The organism is Dictyoglomus sp. (assembly GCF_049968615.1).
Classification (GTDB): Bacteria; Dictyoglomota; Dictyoglomia; order Dictyoglomales; family Dictyoglomaceae; genus Dictyoglomus; species Dictyoglomus turgidum.
Genome location: NZ_JBMFQK010000004.1, coordinates 16,167 through 35,341, shown reverse-complemented (window position 1 = coordinate 35,341; position 19,175 = coordinate 16,167). Strand labels below are relative to the sequence as shown.

Annotated in this window: 18 protein-coding genes; 11 read left to right on the top strand and 7 right to left on the bottom strand. The window is 33.7% G+C overall.

The window, feature by feature from the left end:
- Together ACP5QL_RS04440 and ACP5QL_RS04435 are read left to right on the top strand one after the other, a co-directional pair.
- A complete protein-coding gene (locus tag ACP5QL_RS04440; protein WP_273333589.1) occupies positions 1 to 1,434 on the top strand; it encodes a TldD/PmbA family protein in 1,434 nt (477 codons plus the stop codon).
- Positions 1,434 to 2,753: a TldD/PmbA family protein gene (locus ACP5QL_RS04435; RefSeq protein ID WP_012582601.1), complete on the top strand. Its 1,320-nt coding sequence runs from the start codon at positions 1,434 to 1,436 to the stop codon at positions 2,751 to 2,753. The genes ACP5QL_RS04440 and ACP5QL_RS04435 overlap by 1 nt, the downstream gene beginning before the upstream one ends.
- A 31-nt stretch (positions 2,754 to 2,784) precedes the next feature.
- Here ACP5QL_RS04435 and ACP5QL_RS04430 read toward each other — a convergent pair whose 3' ends face one another.
- From ACP5QL_RS04430 to ACP5QL_RS04415, 4 genes are all read right to left on the bottom strand, one after another.
- Positions 2,785 to 3,237 (bottom strand): Hsp20/alpha crystallin family protein, encoded by a 453-nt coding sequence (locus tag ACP5QL_RS04430; protein WP_012582602.1) that lies wholly within the window; start codon positions 3,235 to 3,237, stop codon positions 2,785 to 2,787.
- 125 nt (positions 3,238 to 3,362) lie between these two features.
- Positions 3,363 to 4,709, bottom strand: coding sequence for an FAD-dependent oxidoreductase (locus tag ACP5QL_RS04425; RefSeq protein WP_012582603.1), 1,347 nt, complete (start codon positions 4,707 to 4,709; stop codon positions 3,363 to 3,365).
- A 137-nt stretch (positions 4,710 to 4,846) separates the two neighbouring features.
- Positions 4,847 to 5,605 (bottom strand): hypothetical protein, encoded by a 759-nt coding sequence (locus ACP5QL_RS04420; RefSeq protein ID WP_272996039.1) that lies wholly within the window; start codon positions 5,603 to 5,605, stop codon positions 4,847 to 4,849.
- 9 nt (positions 5,606 to 5,614) lie between these two features.
- Positions 5,615 to 6,628 (bottom strand): hypothetical protein, encoded by a 1,014-nt coding sequence (locus ACP5QL_RS04415; RefSeq protein ID WP_012582605.1) that lies wholly within the window; start codon positions 6,626 to 6,628, stop codon positions 5,615 to 5,617.
- 126 nt (positions 6,629 to 6,754) lie between these two features.
- Here ACP5QL_RS04415 and ACP5QL_RS04410 point away from each other — a divergent pair, with 126 nt between their 5' ends.
- The 7 genes from ACP5QL_RS04410 to ACP5QL_RS04380 all read left to right on the top strand — a co-directional run bounded on the left by ACP5QL_RS04410 (position 6,755) and on the right by ACP5QL_RS04380 (position 14,099).
- A complete protein-coding gene (locus tag ACP5QL_RS04410) occupies positions 6,755 to 7,285 on the top strand; it encodes a chromate transporter (RefSeq protein ID WP_012582606.1) in 531 nt (176 codons plus the stop codon).
- Entirely contained in the window at positions 7,264 to 7,794 is a 531-nt protein-coding gene (locus ACP5QL_RS04405; protein ID WP_012582607.1) for a chromate transporter, read from the top strand. The genes ACP5QL_RS04410 and ACP5QL_RS04405 overlap by 22 nt, the downstream gene beginning before the upstream one ends.
- 91 nt (positions 7,795 to 7,885) lie before the next feature.
- Complete coding sequence (locus tag ACP5QL_RS04400) at positions 7,886 to 9,343, top strand: tagaturonate epimerase family protein (RefSeq protein WP_272996045.1); 1,458 nt, start codon at positions 7,886 to 7,888, stop codon at positions 9,341 to 9,343.
- A gap of 2 nt (positions 9,344 to 9,345) precedes the next feature.
- Positions 9,346 to 10,356, top strand: coding sequence for a D-isomer specific 2-hydroxyacid dehydrogenase family protein (locus ACP5QL_RS04395; protein ID WP_012582609.1), 1,011 nt, complete (start codon positions 9,346 to 9,348; stop codon positions 10,354 to 10,356).
- Entirely contained in the window at positions 10,338 to 11,828 is a 1,491-nt protein-coding gene (locus ACP5QL_RS04390) for a gluconokinase (RefSeq protein ID WP_012582610.1), read from the top strand. Before ACP5QL_RS04395 ends, ACP5QL_RS04390 begins: the two co-directional genes overlap by 19 nt.
- 15 nt (positions 11,829 to 11,843) lie before the next feature.
- On the top strand, positions 11,844 to 13,256 hold the full coding sequence (gene gndA / locus ACP5QL_RS04385; protein WP_012582611.1) for an NADP-dependent phosphogluconate dehydrogenase: 1,413 nt from the start codon (positions 11,844 to 11,846) through the stop codon (positions 13,254 to 13,256).
- A 12-nt stretch (positions 13,257 to 13,268) separates the two neighbouring features.
- Positions 13,269 to 14,099 (top strand): SDR family oxidoreductase, encoded by an 831-nt coding sequence (locus ACP5QL_RS04380; protein WP_012582612.1) that lies wholly within the window; start codon positions 13,269 to 13,271, stop codon positions 14,097 to 14,099.
- A 26-nt stretch (positions 14,100 to 14,125) separates the two neighbouring features.
- Here ACP5QL_RS04380 and ACP5QL_RS04375 read toward each other — a convergent pair whose 3' ends face one another.
- Positions 14,126 to 15,568: a CehA/McbA family metallohydrolase gene (locus ACP5QL_RS04375; RefSeq protein WP_012582613.1), complete on the bottom strand. Its 1,443-nt coding sequence runs from the start codon at positions 15,566 to 15,568 to the stop codon at positions 14,126 to 14,128.
- Positions 15,569 to 15,652: 84 nt separating this feature from the next.
- Here ACP5QL_RS04375 and ACP5QL_RS04370 point away from each other — a divergent pair, with 84 nt between their 5' ends.
- Positions 15,653 to 16,900, top strand: coding sequence for an SLC45 family MFS transporter (locus ACP5QL_RS04370; protein WP_012582614.1), 1,248 nt, complete (start codon positions 15,653 to 15,655; stop codon positions 16,898 to 16,900).
- Between the two features lie 2 nt (positions 16,901 to 16,902).
- The gene (locus ACP5QL_RS04365; RefSeq protein WP_272996050.1) at positions 16,903 to 17,874 is read left to right on the top strand and encodes a glycerophosphodiester phosphodiesterase; all 972 of its coding nucleotides are present in this window, start codon (positions 16,903 to 16,905) and stop codon (positions 17,872 to 17,874) included.
- 3 nt (positions 17,875 to 17,877) lie between these two features.
- Here ACP5QL_RS04365 and ACP5QL_RS04360 read toward each other — a convergent pair whose 3' ends face one another.
- Positions 17,878 to 18,513, bottom strand: a complete 636-nt coding sequence (locus tag ACP5QL_RS04360; protein ID WP_012582616.1) for an N-glycosylase/DNA lyase — start codon at positions 18,511 to 18,513, stop codon at positions 17,878 to 17,880.
- The gene (gene sfsA, locus ACP5QL_RS04355; RefSeq protein WP_012582617.1) at positions 18,500 to 19,156 is read right to left on the bottom strand and encodes a DNA/RNA nuclease SfsA; all 657 of its coding nucleotides are present in this window, start codon (positions 19,154 to 19,156) and stop codon (positions 18,500 to 18,502) included. The genes ACP5QL_RS04360 and sfsA overlap by 14 nt, the downstream gene beginning before the upstream one ends.
- Positions 19,157 to 19,175: the final 19 nt, after the last annotated feature.

The following is a 19,175-nucleotide window of genomic DNA, read 5'->3' as shown; positions in this document are numbered from 1 at the left end:
TTGTTAGAGATAGGTAGAGAAATCCTTAATTATGCATCAAGATTAGGTGGAGATTATGTGGATGTAAGAATTGTAAGAAGAAAGCAAGAAGAAATAGAGGTTAAAAATGGAGTTTTAGAAAATGCAAGCAAAAATGAAACTTATGGCTTTGGAGTGAGAGTACTTTATAATGGGGCTTGGGGATTTGCTTCTTCTTTTAACCTATCTGATTACAGAAAAATTGTGGAAAAAGCCTTCCAAATAGCTAAGGCAAGTGCGTCAGTAAATAAGAAAAAAGTGGTTTTAGCCCCCGAAGAAGTTTATAAAGCAAAATGGGAGAGCCAATATAAAATTGACCCCTTTTCTGTTCCTTTTGAAAAAAAACTTGATTTACTTTTTACTGCCGACAAGATAATGAGAGAGGTAAAAGGAATAAGTCTTACAGAAGCATCTTTATCTTTTTTTAAAGAAGATAAAGTATTTTTAAGCAGTGAGGGTTCTGAGATTGAACAAAGTATTCTTGAAAGTGGGGGAGGCATAACCGCATACGCTATAGAAGGCGCTGATGTTCAAAGAAGATCCTATCCTAATTCCTTTGGAGGAGATTTCAGAAAAGGAGGATGGGAATTCATTGAAGAATTGGATCTTATAGGAAATGCAGAAAGAATAGCAAAAGAGGCAGTTTTACTTCTTTCTGCAGAACCATTACCCGAAATGGTCACTACTCTTATTCTTGATGGAACTCAGCTTGCTTTACAAGTCCATGAATCCTGTGGACATCCCACAGAACTAGATAGGGTATTGGGAATGGAAGCAAGTTTTGCAGGAACAAGTTTTTTAACCATTGATAAAAGAAATAACTTCCAATATGGCTCGGAGATAGTCAATATTGTTGCTGATGCAACTCATCTTTATGGACTTGGAAGTTTTGGTTTTGATGACGAAGGAGTACCTGCTCAAAAGAATTATCTTGTAAAAAACGGACTTTTCGTAGGTTATTTAACATCCAGAGAAACTGCAGCACTCTTTGGAGAAAAATCTAATGGTACTATGAGAGCTGATGGATGGAACCGAATTCCTTTAATAAGAATGACCAACATAAACCTTCTTCCAGGAGATATGCCTTATGAAGATCTTATTGCCTCTACCGATGAAGGAGTATACATGGCTGTAAACAGAAATTGGTCTATTGATGATAAAAGATTAAATTTTCACTTTGGCTGTGAAATAGCTTACGAGATAAAAGATGGAAAACTTGGAAAAATTTATAAAAATCCATATTATACAGGGATAACCTATGAGTTTTGGAGAAGTTGTGATGCTATAGCCGATGAAAAATCTTGGAGAGTATGGGGAGTACCTAATTGTGGTAAGGGAGAGCCAATGCAAGTTGCAAGAGTAGGTCATGGGGTTGCTCCTGCAAGATTTAAAAAAGTAAAGGTAGGTGGTAAATAATGTGGGGAGAAGATAAAATTTTAAGCTTTTTAAAAAATATTCTTGATAAAATACCCTTTGAGAGGAAAGAAGTAAGTTTGGCTATTAATAATCAAGAACTAACAAGATTTGCCAATAATATTATCCATCAAAATGTAGCCGAAGAGAACCTATCTCTTACTATAAGAGCTGGTGAGGGAAAAAGAAAAATCATAATAAACACCAGTGATCTTGATATAGAGAAAATAGATAAATTAATCAAAGACTTAGATGAGCTTTTAAAAGCCCAACCCGAAACAGAAGAGTTATATCTCCCAGAACCAGAACCCATTCCAAGCCATGAAAAAAAACTCATCAACCCATCTCCTGAATTAAGAGCAAATCTTGTAAAAATTTTCACAGAAAAGGGGGAAAAACACAACTTAGAAACCTTTGGAGCTTTATCAGAAAATATAAGTGAATTTGGAATTATGAACTCAAAAGGAGTAAAAGCTTATACTGTTTATTCCTATGCTCATGGTAAAGTTATGTATATGGGAGATGGTTCAGGATATCAGGAAGAAATAGGAAAAAATCTTAATAATATTAACTTTGAAGAACTTTCTGAAAGAGCCTTACAGAAATGTATAGATAGTAAAAATCCTGAAGAAATTGATCCTGGAAGTTATACAGTGATTCTTGAGCCCCTTGCGGTAGGAGAACTTCTTGAGATGCTTTCTTATTTTGGATTTTCGGCAAAAGCAGTCCAAGAAAAAAGATCTTTTTTAAATCTCTACATGGGACAAAAAATATTTAAAGATTTTATAAATATTTTTGACGATGGGTTAAATCCAGAAGGCATTGTAATTCCCATAGACTTTGAAGGAGTGCCCAAAAAGAGGGTAGACCTTATTAAAAACGGTATTCCTATGGGACCAGTATATGACACTGCAACCGCAGTAAAAGAGGAAAAAAAATCCACTGGACATGCTCTTCCACCCCCTTCCTGGGGTCCTGCTCCTCTAAATCTTTTCTTTGCTCCTGGGGAAAAATCCCTTGAGGAGATAATTAGTGAAACAGAAAGAGGAATCTTAGTCACAAGATTTCATTATGTAAATGCCTTCCTCGATCCTATAAGAGTCCTCGCTACAGGCATGACCAGAGACGGAACCTTCTTAATTGAAAACGGAAAAATTAAAAAGCCATTAAAGAATTTAAGATTTACTCAAAGCTTTGTAGAAGCCCTTACAAATGTGGTGGAAATATCTAAGGAAGCAATTCTTGTTCCAAGTATGGGATTTTCTAAAGTACCAGCTATAAAAGTAGAAAATTTCAACTTTACAGGGAAAACAGAATTTTAAAAAGAAGGCGGGAAGAGACCCCGCCTTCTTTTTATTTCTCTTCTTTGATCTTTATTTTGATCCCTTCAAGTTTTTCAGGTTTCGCCTTAGGCAATGTCAAAGTCAGTATTCCATTCTTGTATACAGCCTCGCTCTTGTCAGGTACTACAGGCTTTGGTAAGTCTATTCTTCTGTAGATTCTACCTATTCTTCTTTCCTTTCTATAGAAGTTTTCCCTTTTTACTTCTTCCTCTTCTTTAGTTTCGCCTTGGATAATTACGCTATCTTCTGTTACACTTATATCTACATCTTCAGGCTTGAAGCCTGGAAGTTCAGCTTTTACAACAATATTCTCATCAGTCTCATACATATCTATGGCAGGAGCATAAGCCCCTCTTCTTTCCTCAATTGCTGTAGTTTCACCAAAGAAATCAGCAAATAATCTATCCATTTCTCTTTGTAAATGTCTTATTTCCTCAAAGGGATCCCAATATCTTCTTAACATACTTTCACCTCCCCATTGAGATTTTAGATATATTAATTTTGTCTATATATATTATATATCCCTATATACCTCTGTCAAGTTTAAAAACTCTCTCCCCCTATGAGAAATAAGTAAAAATCTTATCTTTAAATTTTACTTATTGCCTCTTGAGCTGCCATTACTACATGATAAACTGTAGGTGCACAGGTCAAATAGGGATGAGTTGCCATCTGAAGAGTTTCAAGTTCTGAAGCGGTCATTCTCTGTTGAATAGCAACCCCAATCAAATTAATAAGCTCTGCAAAAGACATTCCACCTGCAATTTGCCCCCCAAGTAAAACTCCAGAATGTTTTGAGAAAATAAGTTTTACTTTTGTTTTATTTACTCCAGGAAGAGTTCCAGGATGTTTATCAATTCCTTCAAAAGTTCCTGTTACTATTTCGAAACCTTCCCTCACAGCATTACTCTCTGTAAGTCCAGCTGAAGCAAGAACAAGCCCATCTACATAAGTAGAATAAACAGCAATAGTACCTTTATTTTCTCTTATCAATTTAATCTTATATAGATTAGCTCCAGCTATCCTTGCTTCAGCAGTGGCAGTAGAAGCAAGCATTACAGCCGTATTTCTTCTGGTATAAAAATCTCTCTTTAAGGCACAATCTCCAATGGCAAAAATATCAGGATCAGATGTTCTCATATATTCATCAACCCATATAGCCCCTGTACTTATAACTTCAAGCCCTGTATTTTTTGCTAATTCAGAATTTGGTCTTGCTCCTATTCCCAAAAGAACTACATCCACATCTATTTCTCTTCCATCCTCAAGTTTCACCCTTCTAACTTTTTCATCTCCAATAAATTCAATCACTTTAGCATTGGTAAGAACATTAACCCCTTTGGATCTTAATTTTTCTTCTACAAGTACAGAAAATTCTTTATCAAAAGACTGAGCAAGGAGGTGAGGAAGCATCTCTACAAGATAAACGTTTATTCCTTCTAATTTAGAGATCTCATCTGCTATCTCTACTCCAATAAATCCTCCTCCAAGAATAAGTACATTTTTAGATTCTTTTACCTTTTCAACTACATCCTTTAAATAATCAAGATTCTTATAAATGGAGAAGATATTCTTTTTTTCTATTCCTGTAATTTTAGGGATAATAGGTAGAGATCCTGTAGCAAGGACTAATTTTTCATAATAATACTTAGTTCCACTTTTTGTCTCCACATATTTTTCCTTTCTATTTATACTTACTGCCTCATCCACCAATACTTCTATTCCTGCACTCTCAAGTCCTGCATAACCCATTTTATTATCCTCAGGCTTCTTAAGACTGTAAAACATATAAGGAATACCACAAGGAACTACGCTATTTTGAACACTTCTAAGAACAGTAATTTTTTTATCAGGATAGTAGTTTTTAGCAGTTGAAGCACAAACAATCCCTGCGGGTCCACCGCCTATGATTAGTACATCAGTTCTTTTCTCCATATGTCTACCTCCATTATGTGAAATTTTTTATAACAAATATTATAGCACTATTTGAGGAGGTTATTTTACTTTCTCAAAAAATAATATTTCATCATTTTTTATTAGGAGATCCAAAATTTACTCCATAATCCCAAACATTAAACCGCATGCATTAATCCCTCTTTCACTATGGCATAGACAATTACAAGATAAGCGCCAAGGTATATTATTTTATCAAGTTTTAGTAACTCATAACTTCCTAATACATATGAAAATATAATACTTGCAACAGATAAAAGGGCTATTCCAAGAGCAAGAAGATAATAATTTCTCGCTATTTCACCACCCCAAAAGTTAGTTGTAACGGTAAGAAATAAAATCATGAATACTACAAGAATAAAATAATTTCCAAGAAGATAAATTACACTTATTACTTTATCCCACAGGGGATCTTTACTTAAAAGGGTAGGAAGAAGTCCTACCTGCAAAATCAATATGAAGAGTAAAATAGCATTTATAACAAGTAGGAAATTTTCATTAAAAGTCAATCTTAATCTTAAAGAATTACTAATAAATATTATAAATATAAGAATTCCTACAAAGCTTAATATAAAAGACAGTATTCCCAAAATAACCGAAAGATTTTGTTGATCTAAAAAATTTAAAAGATCCTTTAGGAAATACGCCCCCAAACCAAGGAGAATGAAAAACCATCCCAACCACAGCTTTTGATTTTTATCTATCTTTAATGCATAGATTAAAGCAAACAAAAGGCCTACTATTTCTGCTAAAAGGTATACAAAATCGTAAATTTGATTAGAAATAGATACATTGAGCAAAGGTAAAAAAGAAAGAAGAATCACCACAAAGAGACTTAAAAAGAGGCTTACCTCCACCACCCTAAGCCCTTTCTCCATATTCCCCTCCTAAGAGTTAATATTTTCTGGACTCAAATAGGAAAAAAGATTGGAAAGTTCAGGATGGTTTTTTATCTTTTCATAATAGTTCTTATAAACCTCCGTATATTTTTCATTCAAAAGTTTCTTTCCCCAAAGTTTGACAAGTTCACCGTTTAAGTTCTTTATAAAGTCAGAGAAAAGATTTACCGCCTCATACCAACTACTTATAACATTCTGTCTTATCATGAATTGATCTTCTACAAGAATAAAAGAGTCCTTCATTAAGCCATTTTGACTGGAAAAAATTTTTTCTACAATTTTCCTTACCCTATCAGGATAAATTCCTATATTTACATAAGTTGTTATTAATTGATTCAAAAATTCTATAAGTGTTTCTATTAAAAAATCTACGTTCTTTTCTATTTCTCCAAATTTCAAGGATGGAAATTTTAATTTCTCAAAGTCCTTTATAGGCATATTATAAAAATATAGATATCCCATTTTAGAATTCAAATTTTGGATGAGTCCAATTTTCTCTTCATCTTCAATAAATTCTCCATCTTTTTCATTATAATATCCCAAATATTTTCCGTTATAAAATAAAAAATGAAAGTTATTTACATCTAAAATCAGATTAAGATGAGAAATATTTGATTTTTCCAAACATTTATCAATAATACCTGAAGGGTCAAAGATTTTAAGATCTCCATTTAGTACCGGATTAGAGAAAAGTTTTAAAAGAATACTTTTTATAATCCTCTCTTCAAGATTATATAAAGATATGCAAGAGACCCTCATCATAGCATCTGTAACAAAAGAATCAATAGCTTCATCATCTTGAAGAAGAAGTTCACTATCTTTATAAGTAAAAGCTTTTCGGGGCTCTCCTTCGGTAATTAGTATCTGAGTTCTAATATCTGAAATCTTTCCCTCTAAAACCCCATCAAACTTTTCCATTCTTATCCATGCCACAAGCTCCTTTAAATTAATTAGTCCTGAAGGGGTATCTTCATATATGGGCTTCCCCTTAGGAAATTTCATTATTTCTATCACCTCTTCTATTTTAACATTTTTTTAATAATTGTATTTTTATTTTACCACAAGAATAATAAGAATATTCCTAAATTCATCTTTTAACTCAAAAGCAATATTGCTATAATAAACTCTATGAGTCTATGGGATTTATTTTTAGTGTTTTTAAAGATTGGGTGGCTTACTCTTGGCGGGGGCTACGTAATGGTTCCCCTCTTTTTAGAAGAAATTGTAAAAAAAAGAAGTTGGATGAATGAAGATACTTTTTTACAAACTTTAACCCTTGCTCAACTTTTTCCAGGTCCTATCGCTTTTAATCTTGCGGTAGCTGTAGGGTATAAACTGAAGAAAATAAAAGGAGCTATAATGTGTGGGCTTGCGGTAGTCCTTCCCTCTTTTGTTTCAATTCTTGTTATTGCCATATTTTTCCTAAGTTTTGAAAAATTAAAAATAGTTCAAGGATTTTTTTATGGGATAAGACCTGCTATAGCATCCGCTATGGTGGTTGCAGTTTTAGAACTTATTAAGAAAAGAAAATGGTCTAAATTAAATATCCTTTCTTTTACGGTGTTATCCATTCTTTTAATATTCTTTAAAATTAACCCTATTTATATAATCTTAATATCCTTAGGAGTAGTGATTTTATGGGTATATATGGGGCATTAATTAGGGTATTTTTCAAAATAGGGCTTTTTGGTTTCGGCGGTGGATATGCTATTATTGCTCTCATAAGACATTTAGTTGTGATTCAAGAGAAATGGGTTAATGATCTTCAATTTATTGATATAGTTGCCATATCTCAAGTCACGCCAGGCCCTATCGCTATTAACGCAGCAACCTTTCTAGGGTATAAGATGGGAGGGATATTAGGAAGTTTATTGGCAACCTTGAGTTCTGTCCTTGCTCCCTTTATCTTAGTATTTTTTGCCTCCTATTTTGTACATAATACAAATCAAGAAAAATATCAGAAGTATCTAAACCTCCTCTCTCCTGTAACTTTTTCTTTAATCCTTGCAGGAACATATGGCATTTTGAAAAGTTCTATCTCAGACCTTTGGAGCACTATTATATTTATTGGGGCTTTCATTCTGGGTTATAAGTATAAACTAAGCCTTACAAAAACCCTAATTCTTTCAGGACTTTTAGGAGAAATAATCTATTTTTTAATCAAATAGAATTATTGCGTAGCATGTAAAAATATGTTAAAATCTTCTTGTCTTAAAGTTTAATTTTTATTAAGAATGAAAAATTGGAGGGTACAAAAATATGTTAAAATTGTTAAACGAATCCTTAAAACCTCTATCAATCTTCATATATTCAGAATCCTTAAGAAAAATTAATGATGATTTATATATTTTTGTAGCTAAAATAAAAGATCTCAAAAACATAGGAATAGTTAAGCAAAACCAGATCCTTTACTTCTCAAGTCCATATTTTTCTGAAGATAAAAAGATAGAAGGAACAAACTTTTTAGTAAATCTTTATCCTCTAAATTTTGAAAACTACCAAAAATTAAAAGAGATAATTCCTATTTCGCCAAAAGTATGCGATAAAAAGATATCCTTTGGAACAGGAGACAGATTAGGATTAATAACATCAGCCCAGCTTTCTGCCCTTAAAGAATATGATCTCTTCCCAATTCTTGCTCAGCAATCTCCAAGAGAACTCATAAAAACTAAAAGAGATTTCAAAGATGTACTACTAAAAAGTGCTATGGGAGTTTTGGAAACAGGATATACAGGCAAATATGGAGCTGACGCAGATCATATTAAAGATGAAAAATATCTCATGGAAGCTATAGATGCAGGATATACCATGTATACCCTTGATATAAGTGATTTTATTGAAAAGATAAAAGATCTCTCTGAGAAAGCACTCAAAGAAAAATATGAGAAAGTTTCCTCTTTTTCTAAAAAAATTATTGATAAATATGCAGGGAAAAGGGTTAAAATCTCTGACGAGGAATATTTTGAATTATCCTATAATGAGCTTTGCAAATCTGCCATTGTTTATGAGAAAGCCCTTTCCTTTGTAGAGATGGTATACGAAATATTAAAAAGTAAACTTTCTGAATTCGACATAGAAGTATCTATTGATGAGGGAGAAAGAGATACTACTCCTGAAGATCATTTCTTCGTAGCTCAGTTTTTGCATGATAAAGGAATTGACTTTAAGAGTTTAGCTCCTAAGTTTCCAGGAGAATTTCAAAAAGGAATAGATTATATAGGTGATATTAAAGAATTTGAAAGAGCTCTCAAAAAACATTATGCCTTAACAAAAGCTTTAGAAGGTTACAGGTTAAGCCTACATTCAGGAAGCGATAAATTCAGTATCTACAAGATTTTCTATAAAATTACCGAAGGTAATTTCCATATAAAAACATCGGGTACCAGTTGGCTTGAAGCAGTAAAAGTAATAGCTAAATTCTTTCCTGACCTTTTTGTAGAGCTATATCAAATTGCTTTGGAAAACTTAGAAGAGAGTAAAAAGGCATATAAAGTAAACATTACAAAAGAGGAATTTCCAAAAGAAATAAAAGAGGATTATATGGAATTTCTACACAAAGATAATGTAAGACAACTGTTTCATATATCTTATGGGGTTCTTTTGGATGAAAAAAGAAAGGAGATTTATGACCTATTAAACCAGAAGGAGAAGGAACATTACCAATATGTATCTGAAAATATTAAAAAACATCTAAAGAACTTATTCGAGGAGGAATAATTATGTATCGCATTGCTGTTGTAAATTCTAGCAGTTTTGGAAAATATTTTCCAGAACATATGGAAAAACTTAAAAAAATTGGAGAAGTAGAAAGATTTTCTCTTCCTGGAGATCTGCACGGAAGAGAATTAGCAGAGAAACTTATGGGATTTAATATTATTGTTGCCAGTGTTACACCTTTTTATGATGAGGAATTCTTTGAATACAAAGATGAAACCCTATTAATTACAAGACATGGCATTGGATATAACAATATTGATATTAACTCGGCAACAGAAAAAGGAACCATAGTAACAAAAGTTCCAGGTGTAGTAGAAAGAGAAGCGGTAGCCGAAACAGCAGTAGCCCTTCTTATGACAGTAATCAGAAAAATAAGAGAGGCTTCTTTAAAGGCAAGAGAGGGAAAATGGGAAGAAAGAGCTCAGTTTATAGGTTGGGAAGTGAAGGACAAAGTAGTAGGAATAATAGGCTATGGCAATATTGGAAGTAGGGTAGGAGAGATCTTAAAAAATGGATTTAATGCAAAAGTAATAGCCTACGACCCTAATATACCAGCAGAAGTATTGAGAGAAAAAGGTGCAGAACCTGTATCCTTTGAAGAACTGTTAAAAATTTCTGATATTATATCCCTTAATGCCTCTCTGAACGAAAAGAGCAGACATATGATTTCAGAGAGAGAGTTCTCCATGATGAAAGATAATGTAATCATCATAAATACAGCAAGAGGAGAACTTATGGATGAGGAGGCTTTAATAAGAGCCATAAAATCAGGTAAGGTTGCAGGGGTAGGGCTCGATGTGATGAAGGATGAACCACCTGATCCCCAAAACCCTCTTCTTCATATGGAAAATGTAGTAGTAACACCCCATATTGCAGCCTATACCTATGAGTGCCTAAAGGGAATGGGAGATAAGGTGGTCTCTGATATAGAAAAGGTAGTAAATAAAGAGATTCCTGATGAGATAATCAATAAAGAAGTATTGGAGAGATTACCATGGACAAAGAAAAGCTAGTATTAGCAGTTGATCTTGGAACTACTAATATAAAAAGTGGAATAATCAATAAAAAGGGTAAAATATTATCCCTTATCCAAAAAGAATTACCCCTTGAAAAAGACAATACGGGAAAAGCAGAACATGCGCCTGAAGTAATTTTTAACATATTTGTAGAGACTATCAGAGAGACCACAAAAGGATATGAAGATAAAATTGGTATTCTGATAACCTCATCTTACATGTTTGGAGTTTTACCATTAGATAAAAATATGAAGCCTTTAACAGGCATTATAACCCTTCTTGATACTCGCACTAAAGAGATATTTAATGAGCTTCTAAAAGAAGTAGATTTTAAAGAGGTTTATAAAAGAACAGGCTGTCCTCCCCTTCTTTATTATCCCTTTGTAAGAATTTATTGGCTAAAGAAAAAACATAAGGAAATATTTGACTCAGCCAAATTTTATCTTGGATCTAAATCCTTCCTTATATATAAATTAATGGGAGAATTATATACTGAACCAAGTATTGATTCTTCAACACAACTCTTAAACATACACACCTTAAATTGGGATCCTTATGTCCTTGATTTTCTTGGTATATCATATGAGAATCTTCCCCAGGTAGTTTCCGCAGACAAAATTTTAGGGAAGCTACCAAAAAGTACCCTTAACCTTTTAGGATTAAAGGGGGAAGTACTTTTAGGGGTAGGACTTTATGATGGTGGAGCAGTAGGGAGTGGAATTGGAGCCTTAGGAGGAGATGGTATAGGAGTAATTAATATAGGTACTACTGCCATGTTTAGAGTACCTTATCCTAAGGTAGTATTTGATGACCCTCAAAAAATGAGAATTCAAGTGCCATACTTTTTTGATGGGAAGTGGTTTCCAGGTGGTGGTATAAATAATGCAGGAATTATACTTAAATGGTATAGAGATAATTTATTTAATTTAAGCTATGAAGAGCAAAGCAAAATAGCAAAAGACATAGAGTCGGATAATTTATTCTTTCTTCCCTATCTTACAGGAGAAAGAAATCCTGACATAGGAAGCATTGCTTCGGGAGTTTTATTTGGTTTAAGACCTCACCATACTAAAGCCCATATAGTAAGAGCAGGAATGGAAGGAGTTTCATATATTATAAGAATGCTTTACGAAACTCTAAGAGAATTAGGAATTGAAGTAAAAGAAGTTAGAGCAGGAGGCGGAGGAACAAAATCTGACACATGGATGCAGATTCTTGCAGATATTATGGGATTAGAAGTGGCAGTAACAAGAGTAGAAGAGCCTGCTCTCCTTGGATCTGCAGTTCTTGGATTTACTATGTTGGGAGAATTTTCATCCTACAAAGAAGCTACAGAAAAACTTGTAAAAATTGAAAAAGTATATAGCCCAAATAAAGAAAAAAAAGAATACTACAATAAAAAATTTGAATTTTTTGTCCAACTAACCCATAATTTAAAAGAAGCTTTTTCCATGCATAACCAACTATAAAAGGAGGTTATAGATATGAAAAATTATATAGGCTTAATAGGTTTGGCTGTGATGGGACAAAATTTAGCGTTAAATATTGCAAGGAATGGATTCTCAGTTTCAGTCTATAATAGAACTCCTGAAAGAACTAAAGAGTTTATAGAAAAAAGGGTAAAAGAAGAAAAAATTGATCCCTATTATGATTTAAAGTCCTTCGTAGAAAGCCTTGAAAAACCCAGAAAGATAATCCTCATGGTCAAGGCAGGACAGCCTGTAGATGAGATGATCCAAGAGCTTTTACCCTATTTAGAGCCTGGAGATTTAATTATTGATGGAGGTAATTCTTACTTTAGAGATACTTCAAGAAGAATCAGAGAATTGAAAGACAAGGGAATTCTTTATCTTGGAATGGGAGTTTCTGGAGGAGAATATGGAGCCCTTCATGGACCGTCTTTAATGCCTGGTGGTACAAAAGAGGCTTATAAACTTGTAGAAGAAATGCTTCTTAAGATTGCAGCCAAAACCGAAGATGGTCCCTGTTGTACTTATGTGGGAGATGATTCCGCAGGACATTTTGTAAAAATGGTGCATAACGGAATTGAGTATGCCATAATGGAGCTTATTGCAGAAATCTATGATATTATGAGGAAAGTACTAAATATGCCCTCAGAAGAAATAGGTAAAGTGTTCGAAAGCTGGAATAATGGAGAGCTTAATTCCTTTCTAATGGAAATATCCTATAAGATAATGAGGGTAAAAGATGAAGAAACAGGGAAACCCCTTGTAGAACTTATATTAGACAAGGCAGAGCAAAAAGGTACAGGAAAATGGACTGCTCAAACTGCCCTTGATCTTGGAATTCCAACCCCCACTTTAAATATGGCAGTAGAAGCAAGAATTATATCCCATTTCAAAGATTTAAGAGTAGAACTTTCTAAAACACTTCCAGTATCAAAAGAAAGTATATCCTTAAATCGAGAGGAAATCCTTAAAGATCTTGAAAAGGCATTACTTTTTGGTGTATTTATATCTTTCTCTCAAGGACTTTGGCTTATAGACGAAGCCTCAAAAGTCCTTAATTACAATATAGATCTTTCGGAAGTATTAAGAATCTGGAAAGGTGGATGCATTATAAGGGCTAAAATTCTAAACTTCTTAAGGGAAATTATAAAAGAAAATCCTCAGAATGCTAATCTTCTTGCCTCAGAAAAAACAGTAAATTTCCTAAAAGACAAAATAGAATCTGTAAAGAAAATTTCAGATATAGGCAAAAGATCCGGAATTTCTCTTCTCTGCTTAAATTCTGCCCTTGACTACTATTTTGCCCTTGCTACTGAAAATCTTCCCGCCAACCTAATTCAAGCTCAAAGAGATTTCTTTGGAGCCCATACTTATGAAAGGATAGATAAAGAAGGAATCTTTCATACTGAATGGGAAAAACTAGAATAGGAGGTGTTAATAATGAGTTATATTGAGGAACTTTTTTCAGTAAAAGACAAAGTAGCCTTTTTTACTGGCGGAGGAGGAATATTAGCTTCTGCCATATCAGAGGGATTGGGAAAGGCAGGAGCAAAAATAGTTCTAACAGATATAAATGAAAAGGCTTTAATGGCTCAAGTAGAGAAATTAAAGAGTATGGGAATAACTGCAGAAGGTTTTGTAATGAATGCCTTAGAAAAGGAAAACGTAAAAGAAGTAGCAGAAAAAGTTAAGAATATGTTTGGAAAGATTGATATCCTCCTCAATGCAGCAGGAGGAAATATCCCTGAAGCAGTGACATCAGATAAAGTAACTTTCTGGGATCTTCCTGTAGAATCTATTCAAAAAGTAGTAAACATAAATCTTTTTGCGGGAGCCATTATTCCAAGCCAGATAATCGGAAAGATGATGGTGGAAAATCCCGATGGAGGAGTAATTATAAACTTTGCTTCTATGTCCTCCTTTAGACCTTTAACAAGAGTAGTAGGATATTCCGCAGCAAAGGCTGCGGTAGCTAACTTTACTCAATGGCTTGCAGTATACGTAGCAAAAGAGTTCTCCCCTAAGGTAAGGGTAAATGCCATTGCCCCTGGATTCCTTATAACTAACCAAAACAGGTATCTCCTTTTAAATGAAGACGGATCTCTCACACCAAGGGGTAAAGCGGTAATCGAACATACCCCCATGGGAAGATTTGGAGAGCCAGAAGAGCTTATAGGAACTATCATATGGCTTGCATCTCCAGCAAGCTCCTTTGTGACTGGAGCGGTAATACCTATTGATGGTGGATTTAACGCCTTTTCAGGAGTATAAAATTAGGAGGGGCAATGGCGCCCATCCTATGCTAAATAGATGGGATTAGTAAAAGCAATGAGTTTTTTTCCTTCCCAAAACTCTAAATAAACATAGCCAGGGTCTTTAAGCTTTAGATGAAAAGCCCCTTTTTTAGTGCCTGGTATTTTTATGTACTCATCCCCATTGTATATGATCTTAAGTTCACTTTCCTTCTCACAAGAGTATTTAAGAATTAAATCCTCTTTAAAATCTACATTTTCTCCTATAGAATGGCCATTTATATAAAACTCTACTTGGGGACCTGTGGTAATATAAACCCTACCTTCTCTGATAGCCTTTAAAATACTTTCTTCACTTAAATCTTCTACATACGCATAAACTAGGGGTACATCCTCCTTTATATCCTCAATCTTATGCATATCAGAGCCTCCCAGAGCAGTTATTCTGTATCCATTTTTCAAAAGCTCTCTCCATTTTTTCAAAGCTTCGGTAATCTCAAATCTTCTCATTTCAAAAGATCCTGTCCACACCTCCATAGCATCTACAAAATTATAATCAAGATAAAGTTCACACCTACATCCAGGACATACAGGGGCGGAGATAGTATATGGATGGGCTACACAAAAAACTCCTCCCTGAGATCGCACCCTTTCACTTAACTTTCTTATTCCTACCTCAGGATTTGCCAGATCCCAGGGAATATATTCCTTAATACCTAAGCCCAGAAAATGCCCCCAAAAGGTAGTAAATTCAATACCTCCATAAATAGGATAAAATTCCCACTCAATAGTATGAAAACCTGAAATTTTATTGTGATCAGTAAGAAATATGAAATCAAGTCCCCTTTTTATACTAAACTTTATAAGCTCTTCTATAGAGAGCTCTCCATCACTATGATAGGAATGAAGATGAACATCTCCCTTTACCCACCCACTTTTATCATAAGGCTCTCTCACAACAGGATTATAGGAAAGTATAATATCCTTCACCTTAGTGATCTCTTCCCGATGAAGATAAACCACTATGTTCAAGATACATTTTTTTAAAATTTGCTTTATTTCAAGAATCAGCTTCCAAATTCCAGCTTTTATCTCACCTGATACACAACCAACAGTACTATCACAAACCCCAATCTTTATAGGAATCCCTTTGGTAAACCTTTGATCCCCTGTTCCCCTAAAATTTCCTTCAGCATCCAATACCCTTATATTCACCACATTTTTCAGTGGAGAAAATCCTCTTATTATCTTCTCCAAGATATCATTAGGCACCTGTTTTATATCTAAAGGGTCAAATCCTTGAGAAATATAAGTTTTTATAGCTTCTTTAATCAATCTTTTAGATTCCTCATGGGACAAGTATTCAGGTTCAAGAGTAGCTTTAATAATTATTTCTTTAATTCCTTCGGGAACCTCCAATTCCAAAAGAAGAAGCTTTTTGGAATCTTCAGGATATAACTCTATGTTATAATGAAACTCCCCACTCATTATTTAAATCTCCCTTAATAGATGTATTATAACCTAACTTATGTTTATGTTAAAATATATCCTAAAAGAGATGGGGAGGTATAAATGAATAGAGGCTTTAATTTTTTTAAAATCTTCTTATTAGGCTTTGGCTTTCTATCTATATCTCTCCTGTGGTCCATATATAATACCGATATTCCTATAATACTCCAAAAAACTTATAAAATATCAAGCTTTGCTGTAGGATGGGTAATGAATTTAGATAATATCCTTGCCATCTTTCTTATTCCCTTAATTGGTGTCCTTTCAGACCGTACCTTAACCAAAATAGGAAAAAGAATGCCCTATATTATAACTTCACTTCCTATAGGTGCCATTTTATTTTCTCTGATACCTTGGATTCCCATTTTCTTTGGCATAAATACCCCCTCTCTTATCCTTCTTGTTTTGATAATCCTTCTCATGAATATTGCCCAAGCAGTAGGAAGAGGACCTGTAATATCTCTTATGCCCGATCTTGTCGCTCCAGAACACCGATCTCCCGCTAATGGCATTATAAATTTCATGGGAGGATTGGGATCTCTTCTTGCCTATTTCTTTGTGGGAAGAATATCAGTAGTAAACAGACCCTTAGGATTTGCCATTGCAGGAATTATTCAATTAATTTCTGTGTTAGTAATATTTTTAGCTATAAAGGAAACTAAGGACTCTATTATAATGACAAAAATGGAAGAAGAAACTGAGCTTTCTTTTAAAAAACTTATAAATATTAAAGACAAGAACCTAATATTCTTGCTTCTTGCTATATTCTTTTGGTTTATAGGATTTAATGCAGTAGAGACCTTTTATTCTGTATACATGGCTTTAGAGAAGGGAATAGATCCTACCCTTGGAGAAAGTATTTCAAAAATTAATCTTGGAATTCTTGCTTTAACTTTCATGATCTTTTCTATTCCCTCAGGATTCATTGCTAAAAAAATAGGAAGAAAAAGAACCATAATGATAGGACTCTTAGGAATGATTCTTGCCTTTATAGGATTAATTATTTTTGAAAGTCTTTTCATCACAAGAATTATTTTTATATTAGGCGGAATTTCTTGGGCTTTAATCAATATTAATTCTCTTCCTATGGTGCTTGATCTTGGAAACCTTAAAAGTCAAGGAACCCATACAGGCTTCTATTACTTTTCCTCCCAGCTTGCCAGTATTGTAGCACCTCCTTTTGCTGGATTTCTTGCGGATTTATTAAAAACCCGTTTTGTAATATTTCCCTTAGGAGGAGTATTCTTTACTTTATCTCTTTTAATGCTTCTTCAGGTTCAAGGAGGAGAACCTAAAAAAGAGGAGGAATAAACATGCTTATTCTTGGACATAGGGGATGTGCTTATTTTCCAGAAAACACCCTCAAAAGTTTTGAAGAAGCATTAAAAACTTCTGATGGAATTGAACTTGATGTCCAAAAAACAAAAGATGGCGTTTTAACATTATCCCACGATGAAAGCTTGTTAAGACTTACTGGCATAGACAAAAATATAAGAGAATCCAAATTTGATGAGATAAAGGATATAAAAATTCAAGGAGAAAAGATTGCTACATTGGAGGAAGCTCTTGCCTTAGTAAAAAATATGAAAAAATTTGTGGACATAGAAGTAAAGAATCCAGAAGATTTTAGAGAAGTATATGAGGTAGTAAAAAAATTTGATCTAAAAGAATACATTATTTCATCCTTTTGGCATGATGGACTTTATCGTTTGAAAAAGGAGGATTCAAAGATAAAGATTGCTTTTCTTTACGTTCACCAGCCCACCAAATCGGAGCTTGAAAATTATTTAGCAAAATCTGATTTCTTAAAGCCAAATTTTAATTATGTCCATGAAATATATGAAGGATATTACCATCGCCTTATACCCTGGACTGTAAATGATGTGGAAAAAGCAAAGTTTTTCAAAAGTATAAATGTGTTTGCAATAATTTCTGACTTTCCTGATAAAATCCATGAAGGCATAAAGGAGGAGAAAAACATGTTCTTTTCAAATCCCTATTTATCTTATTTTATTCAAATGATAGACAGAAATTCTATAAAAAGAGACAATAAAACTTTCTCCTTTGAGGCTGTAAATTATATTATGCCCCTTCACATTGAAGAGATAAATATAGAAGGAGGAAAAATTGAGGTAAATAAAGAAACACCCTTTTCATGGAATCAGGGAGAAAGGATTAGATTTACCATAACCATAGAAGAAGAAGATCCTAAGATAAAAATAAGAGTAAGAGAAATTGGCGAAGTTATCTTCTCCTTGAAAGATATTCAAAAAGCCCTTGTTTAAAAACTATTTTTCAACTTTACCTTTTAATAAATACCAGATATAAAGATCGGTCTCACCAGGAGTCTTTCCTAAAAGAGAAGAAAGCTCAGTAAATTCTTTCTCGATATTTTCATACTTTTTCCAGGTCCAGCTCTTAGGTATTTCATTAATTATTCCTTCGTTAAAAAGAAATCTTAATATATGCTTATCCAGAATAGCTACATCCAATTTCCCTGTATTCCTTAAAAAATGGCTTGCCTCCTTCCACCCTATACCCTTTGCCTCTCTTATCAATATCTCTCTCGCCTCTATACTTGGCTTTCTCCATATGTTTCTTAAACTACCAATAAGCTTTCTATTTTCCACAATAAATTTTGCCCTAGTAATAGGATATCTATGCCCCACTTCTTTTAACTTTTCTACTAACTTTTCTAAGGATAATTGGGCAAAATTTACCTTGCCTATAATATTTTGAGCCTTGATTCCTCCTTGAGCAGACCAGTTAGCTGTAAGAACACAAAAAGAAAGCTCCGAGAAAAGATCCAACTCGTCCCCATACTTTCCAAGTGCCTCAAACTCTCTTATTCTTTTCTCTACAACAGGATAAGCAATTTCCTCTATACTTTTTATCTTCTCCAAAGCAGATTTATATTTGGACATCTACAAACTCCTTAAAATCTATACCAAATTCACTCACATAACAGGTAAAGGCAAAAAACACTCCACCACTTCTCTTAAGAACCTGAGTGGCCTGATAAAACCTCTCATCAAGATCTTTATTAGGCTTAAACAATCTTACATCCTCTCTTTGGATCACAAATATCACCCATTTCTCAAAGATCCAATCTTTCATAAATTCTAAATGTTCTGAGCCTCTTTTTGTGGGAGCATCAGGAAACATTCCTACTCCATTCTTGACTAAGGTAACTGATTTTACTTCCACAAGGATTTTACTATTTATTAAAAAATCATATCTTTTCCCATGATAATTAAATTCTCTTTTCAACTCTTTTACTTTTACAGGAAAACGAAAAAGATTCTCTTCAAAAATTTTATTAGCAAGACTTGCATTCAAAGAAACCAGTACTCCATTTTGGACTCCTAATACTGCTTCATAAAGGGTTTTTCTTTTCTTATCCTCTCTCCTCTTTACATACACTGTAGCAGAAGGATATACGATATCCTGAAGCCTTCCTGAATTGGGAAGATATGTGAGTAATTCTTTTCCCTGATAATCTACATATAATCTAAATCTTTTCTCCCTTTTTATAACCTTCGCTTTTTCTAACCTCTCAAAAATCATAGTAAAAAATTATATCAAA

Coding starts and splice junctions, on each gene's coding strand:
- ACP5QL_RS04360 (WP_012582616.1), bottom strand. CDS start 18,513: ATGTCCAAATATAAATCTGCTTTGGAGAAGATAAAAAGTATAGAGGAA.
- ACP5QL_RS04435 (WP_012582601.1), top strand. CDS start 1,434: ATGTGGGGAGAAGATAAAATTTTAAGCTTTTTAAAAAATATTCTTGAT.
- ACP5QL_RS04375 (WP_012582613.1), bottom strand. CDS start 15,568: ATGAGTGGGGAGTTTCATTATAACATAGAGTTATATCCTGAAGATTCC.
- ACP5QL_RS04365 (WP_272996050.1), top strand. CDS start 16,903: ATGCTTATTCTTGGACATAGGGGATGTGCTTATTTTCCAGAAAACACC.
- ACP5QL_RS04390 (WP_012582610.1), top strand. CDS start 10,338: ATGGACAAAGAAAAGCTAGTATTAGCAGTTGATCTTGGAACTACTAAT.
- ACP5QL_RS04370 (WP_012582614.1), top strand. CDS start 15,653: ATGAATAGAGGCTTTAATTTTTTTAAAATCTTCTTATTAGGCTTTGGC.
- ACP5QL_RS04430 (WP_012582602.1), bottom strand. CDS start 3,237: ATGTTAAGAAGATATTGGGATCCCTTTGAGGAAATAAGACATTTACAA.
- ACP5QL_RS04405 (WP_012582607.1), top strand. CDS start 7,264: ATGGGTATATATGGGGCATTAATTAGGGTATTTTTCAAAATAGGGCTT.
- ACP5QL_RS04420 (WP_272996039.1), bottom strand. CDS start 5,605: ATGGAGAAAGGGCTTAGGGTGGTGGAGGTAAGCCTCTTTTTAAGTCTC.
- ACP5QL_RS04410 (WP_012582606.1), top strand. CDS start 6,755: ATGAGTCTATGGGATTTATTTTTAGTGTTTTTAAAGATTGGGTGGCTT.
- sfsA (WP_012582617.1), bottom strand. CDS start 19,156: ATGATTTTTGAGAGGTTAGAAAAAGCGAAGGTTATAAAAAGGGAGAAA.
- ACP5QL_RS04425 (WP_012582603.1), bottom strand. CDS start 4,709: ATGGAGAAAAGAACTGATGTACTAATCATAGGCGGTGGACCCGCAGGG.
- ACP5QL_RS04400 (WP_272996045.1), top strand. CDS start 7,886: ATGTTAAAATTGTTAAACGAATCCTTAAAACCTCTATCAATCTTCATA.
- ACP5QL_RS04380 (WP_012582612.1), top strand. CDS start 13,269: ATGAGTTATATTGAGGAACTTTTTTCAGTAAAAGACAAAGTAGCCTTT.
- ACP5QL_RS04395 (WP_012582609.1), top strand. CDS start 9,346: ATGTATCGCATTGCTGTTGTAAATTCTAGCAGTTTTGGAAAATATTTT.
- ACP5QL_RS04415 (WP_012582605.1), bottom strand. CDS start 6,628: ATGAAATTTCCTAAGGGGAAGCCCATATATGAAGATACCCCTTCAGGA.
- gndA (WP_012582611.1), top strand. CDS start 11,844: ATGAAAAATTATATAGGCTTAATAGGTTTGGCTGTGATGGGACAAAAT.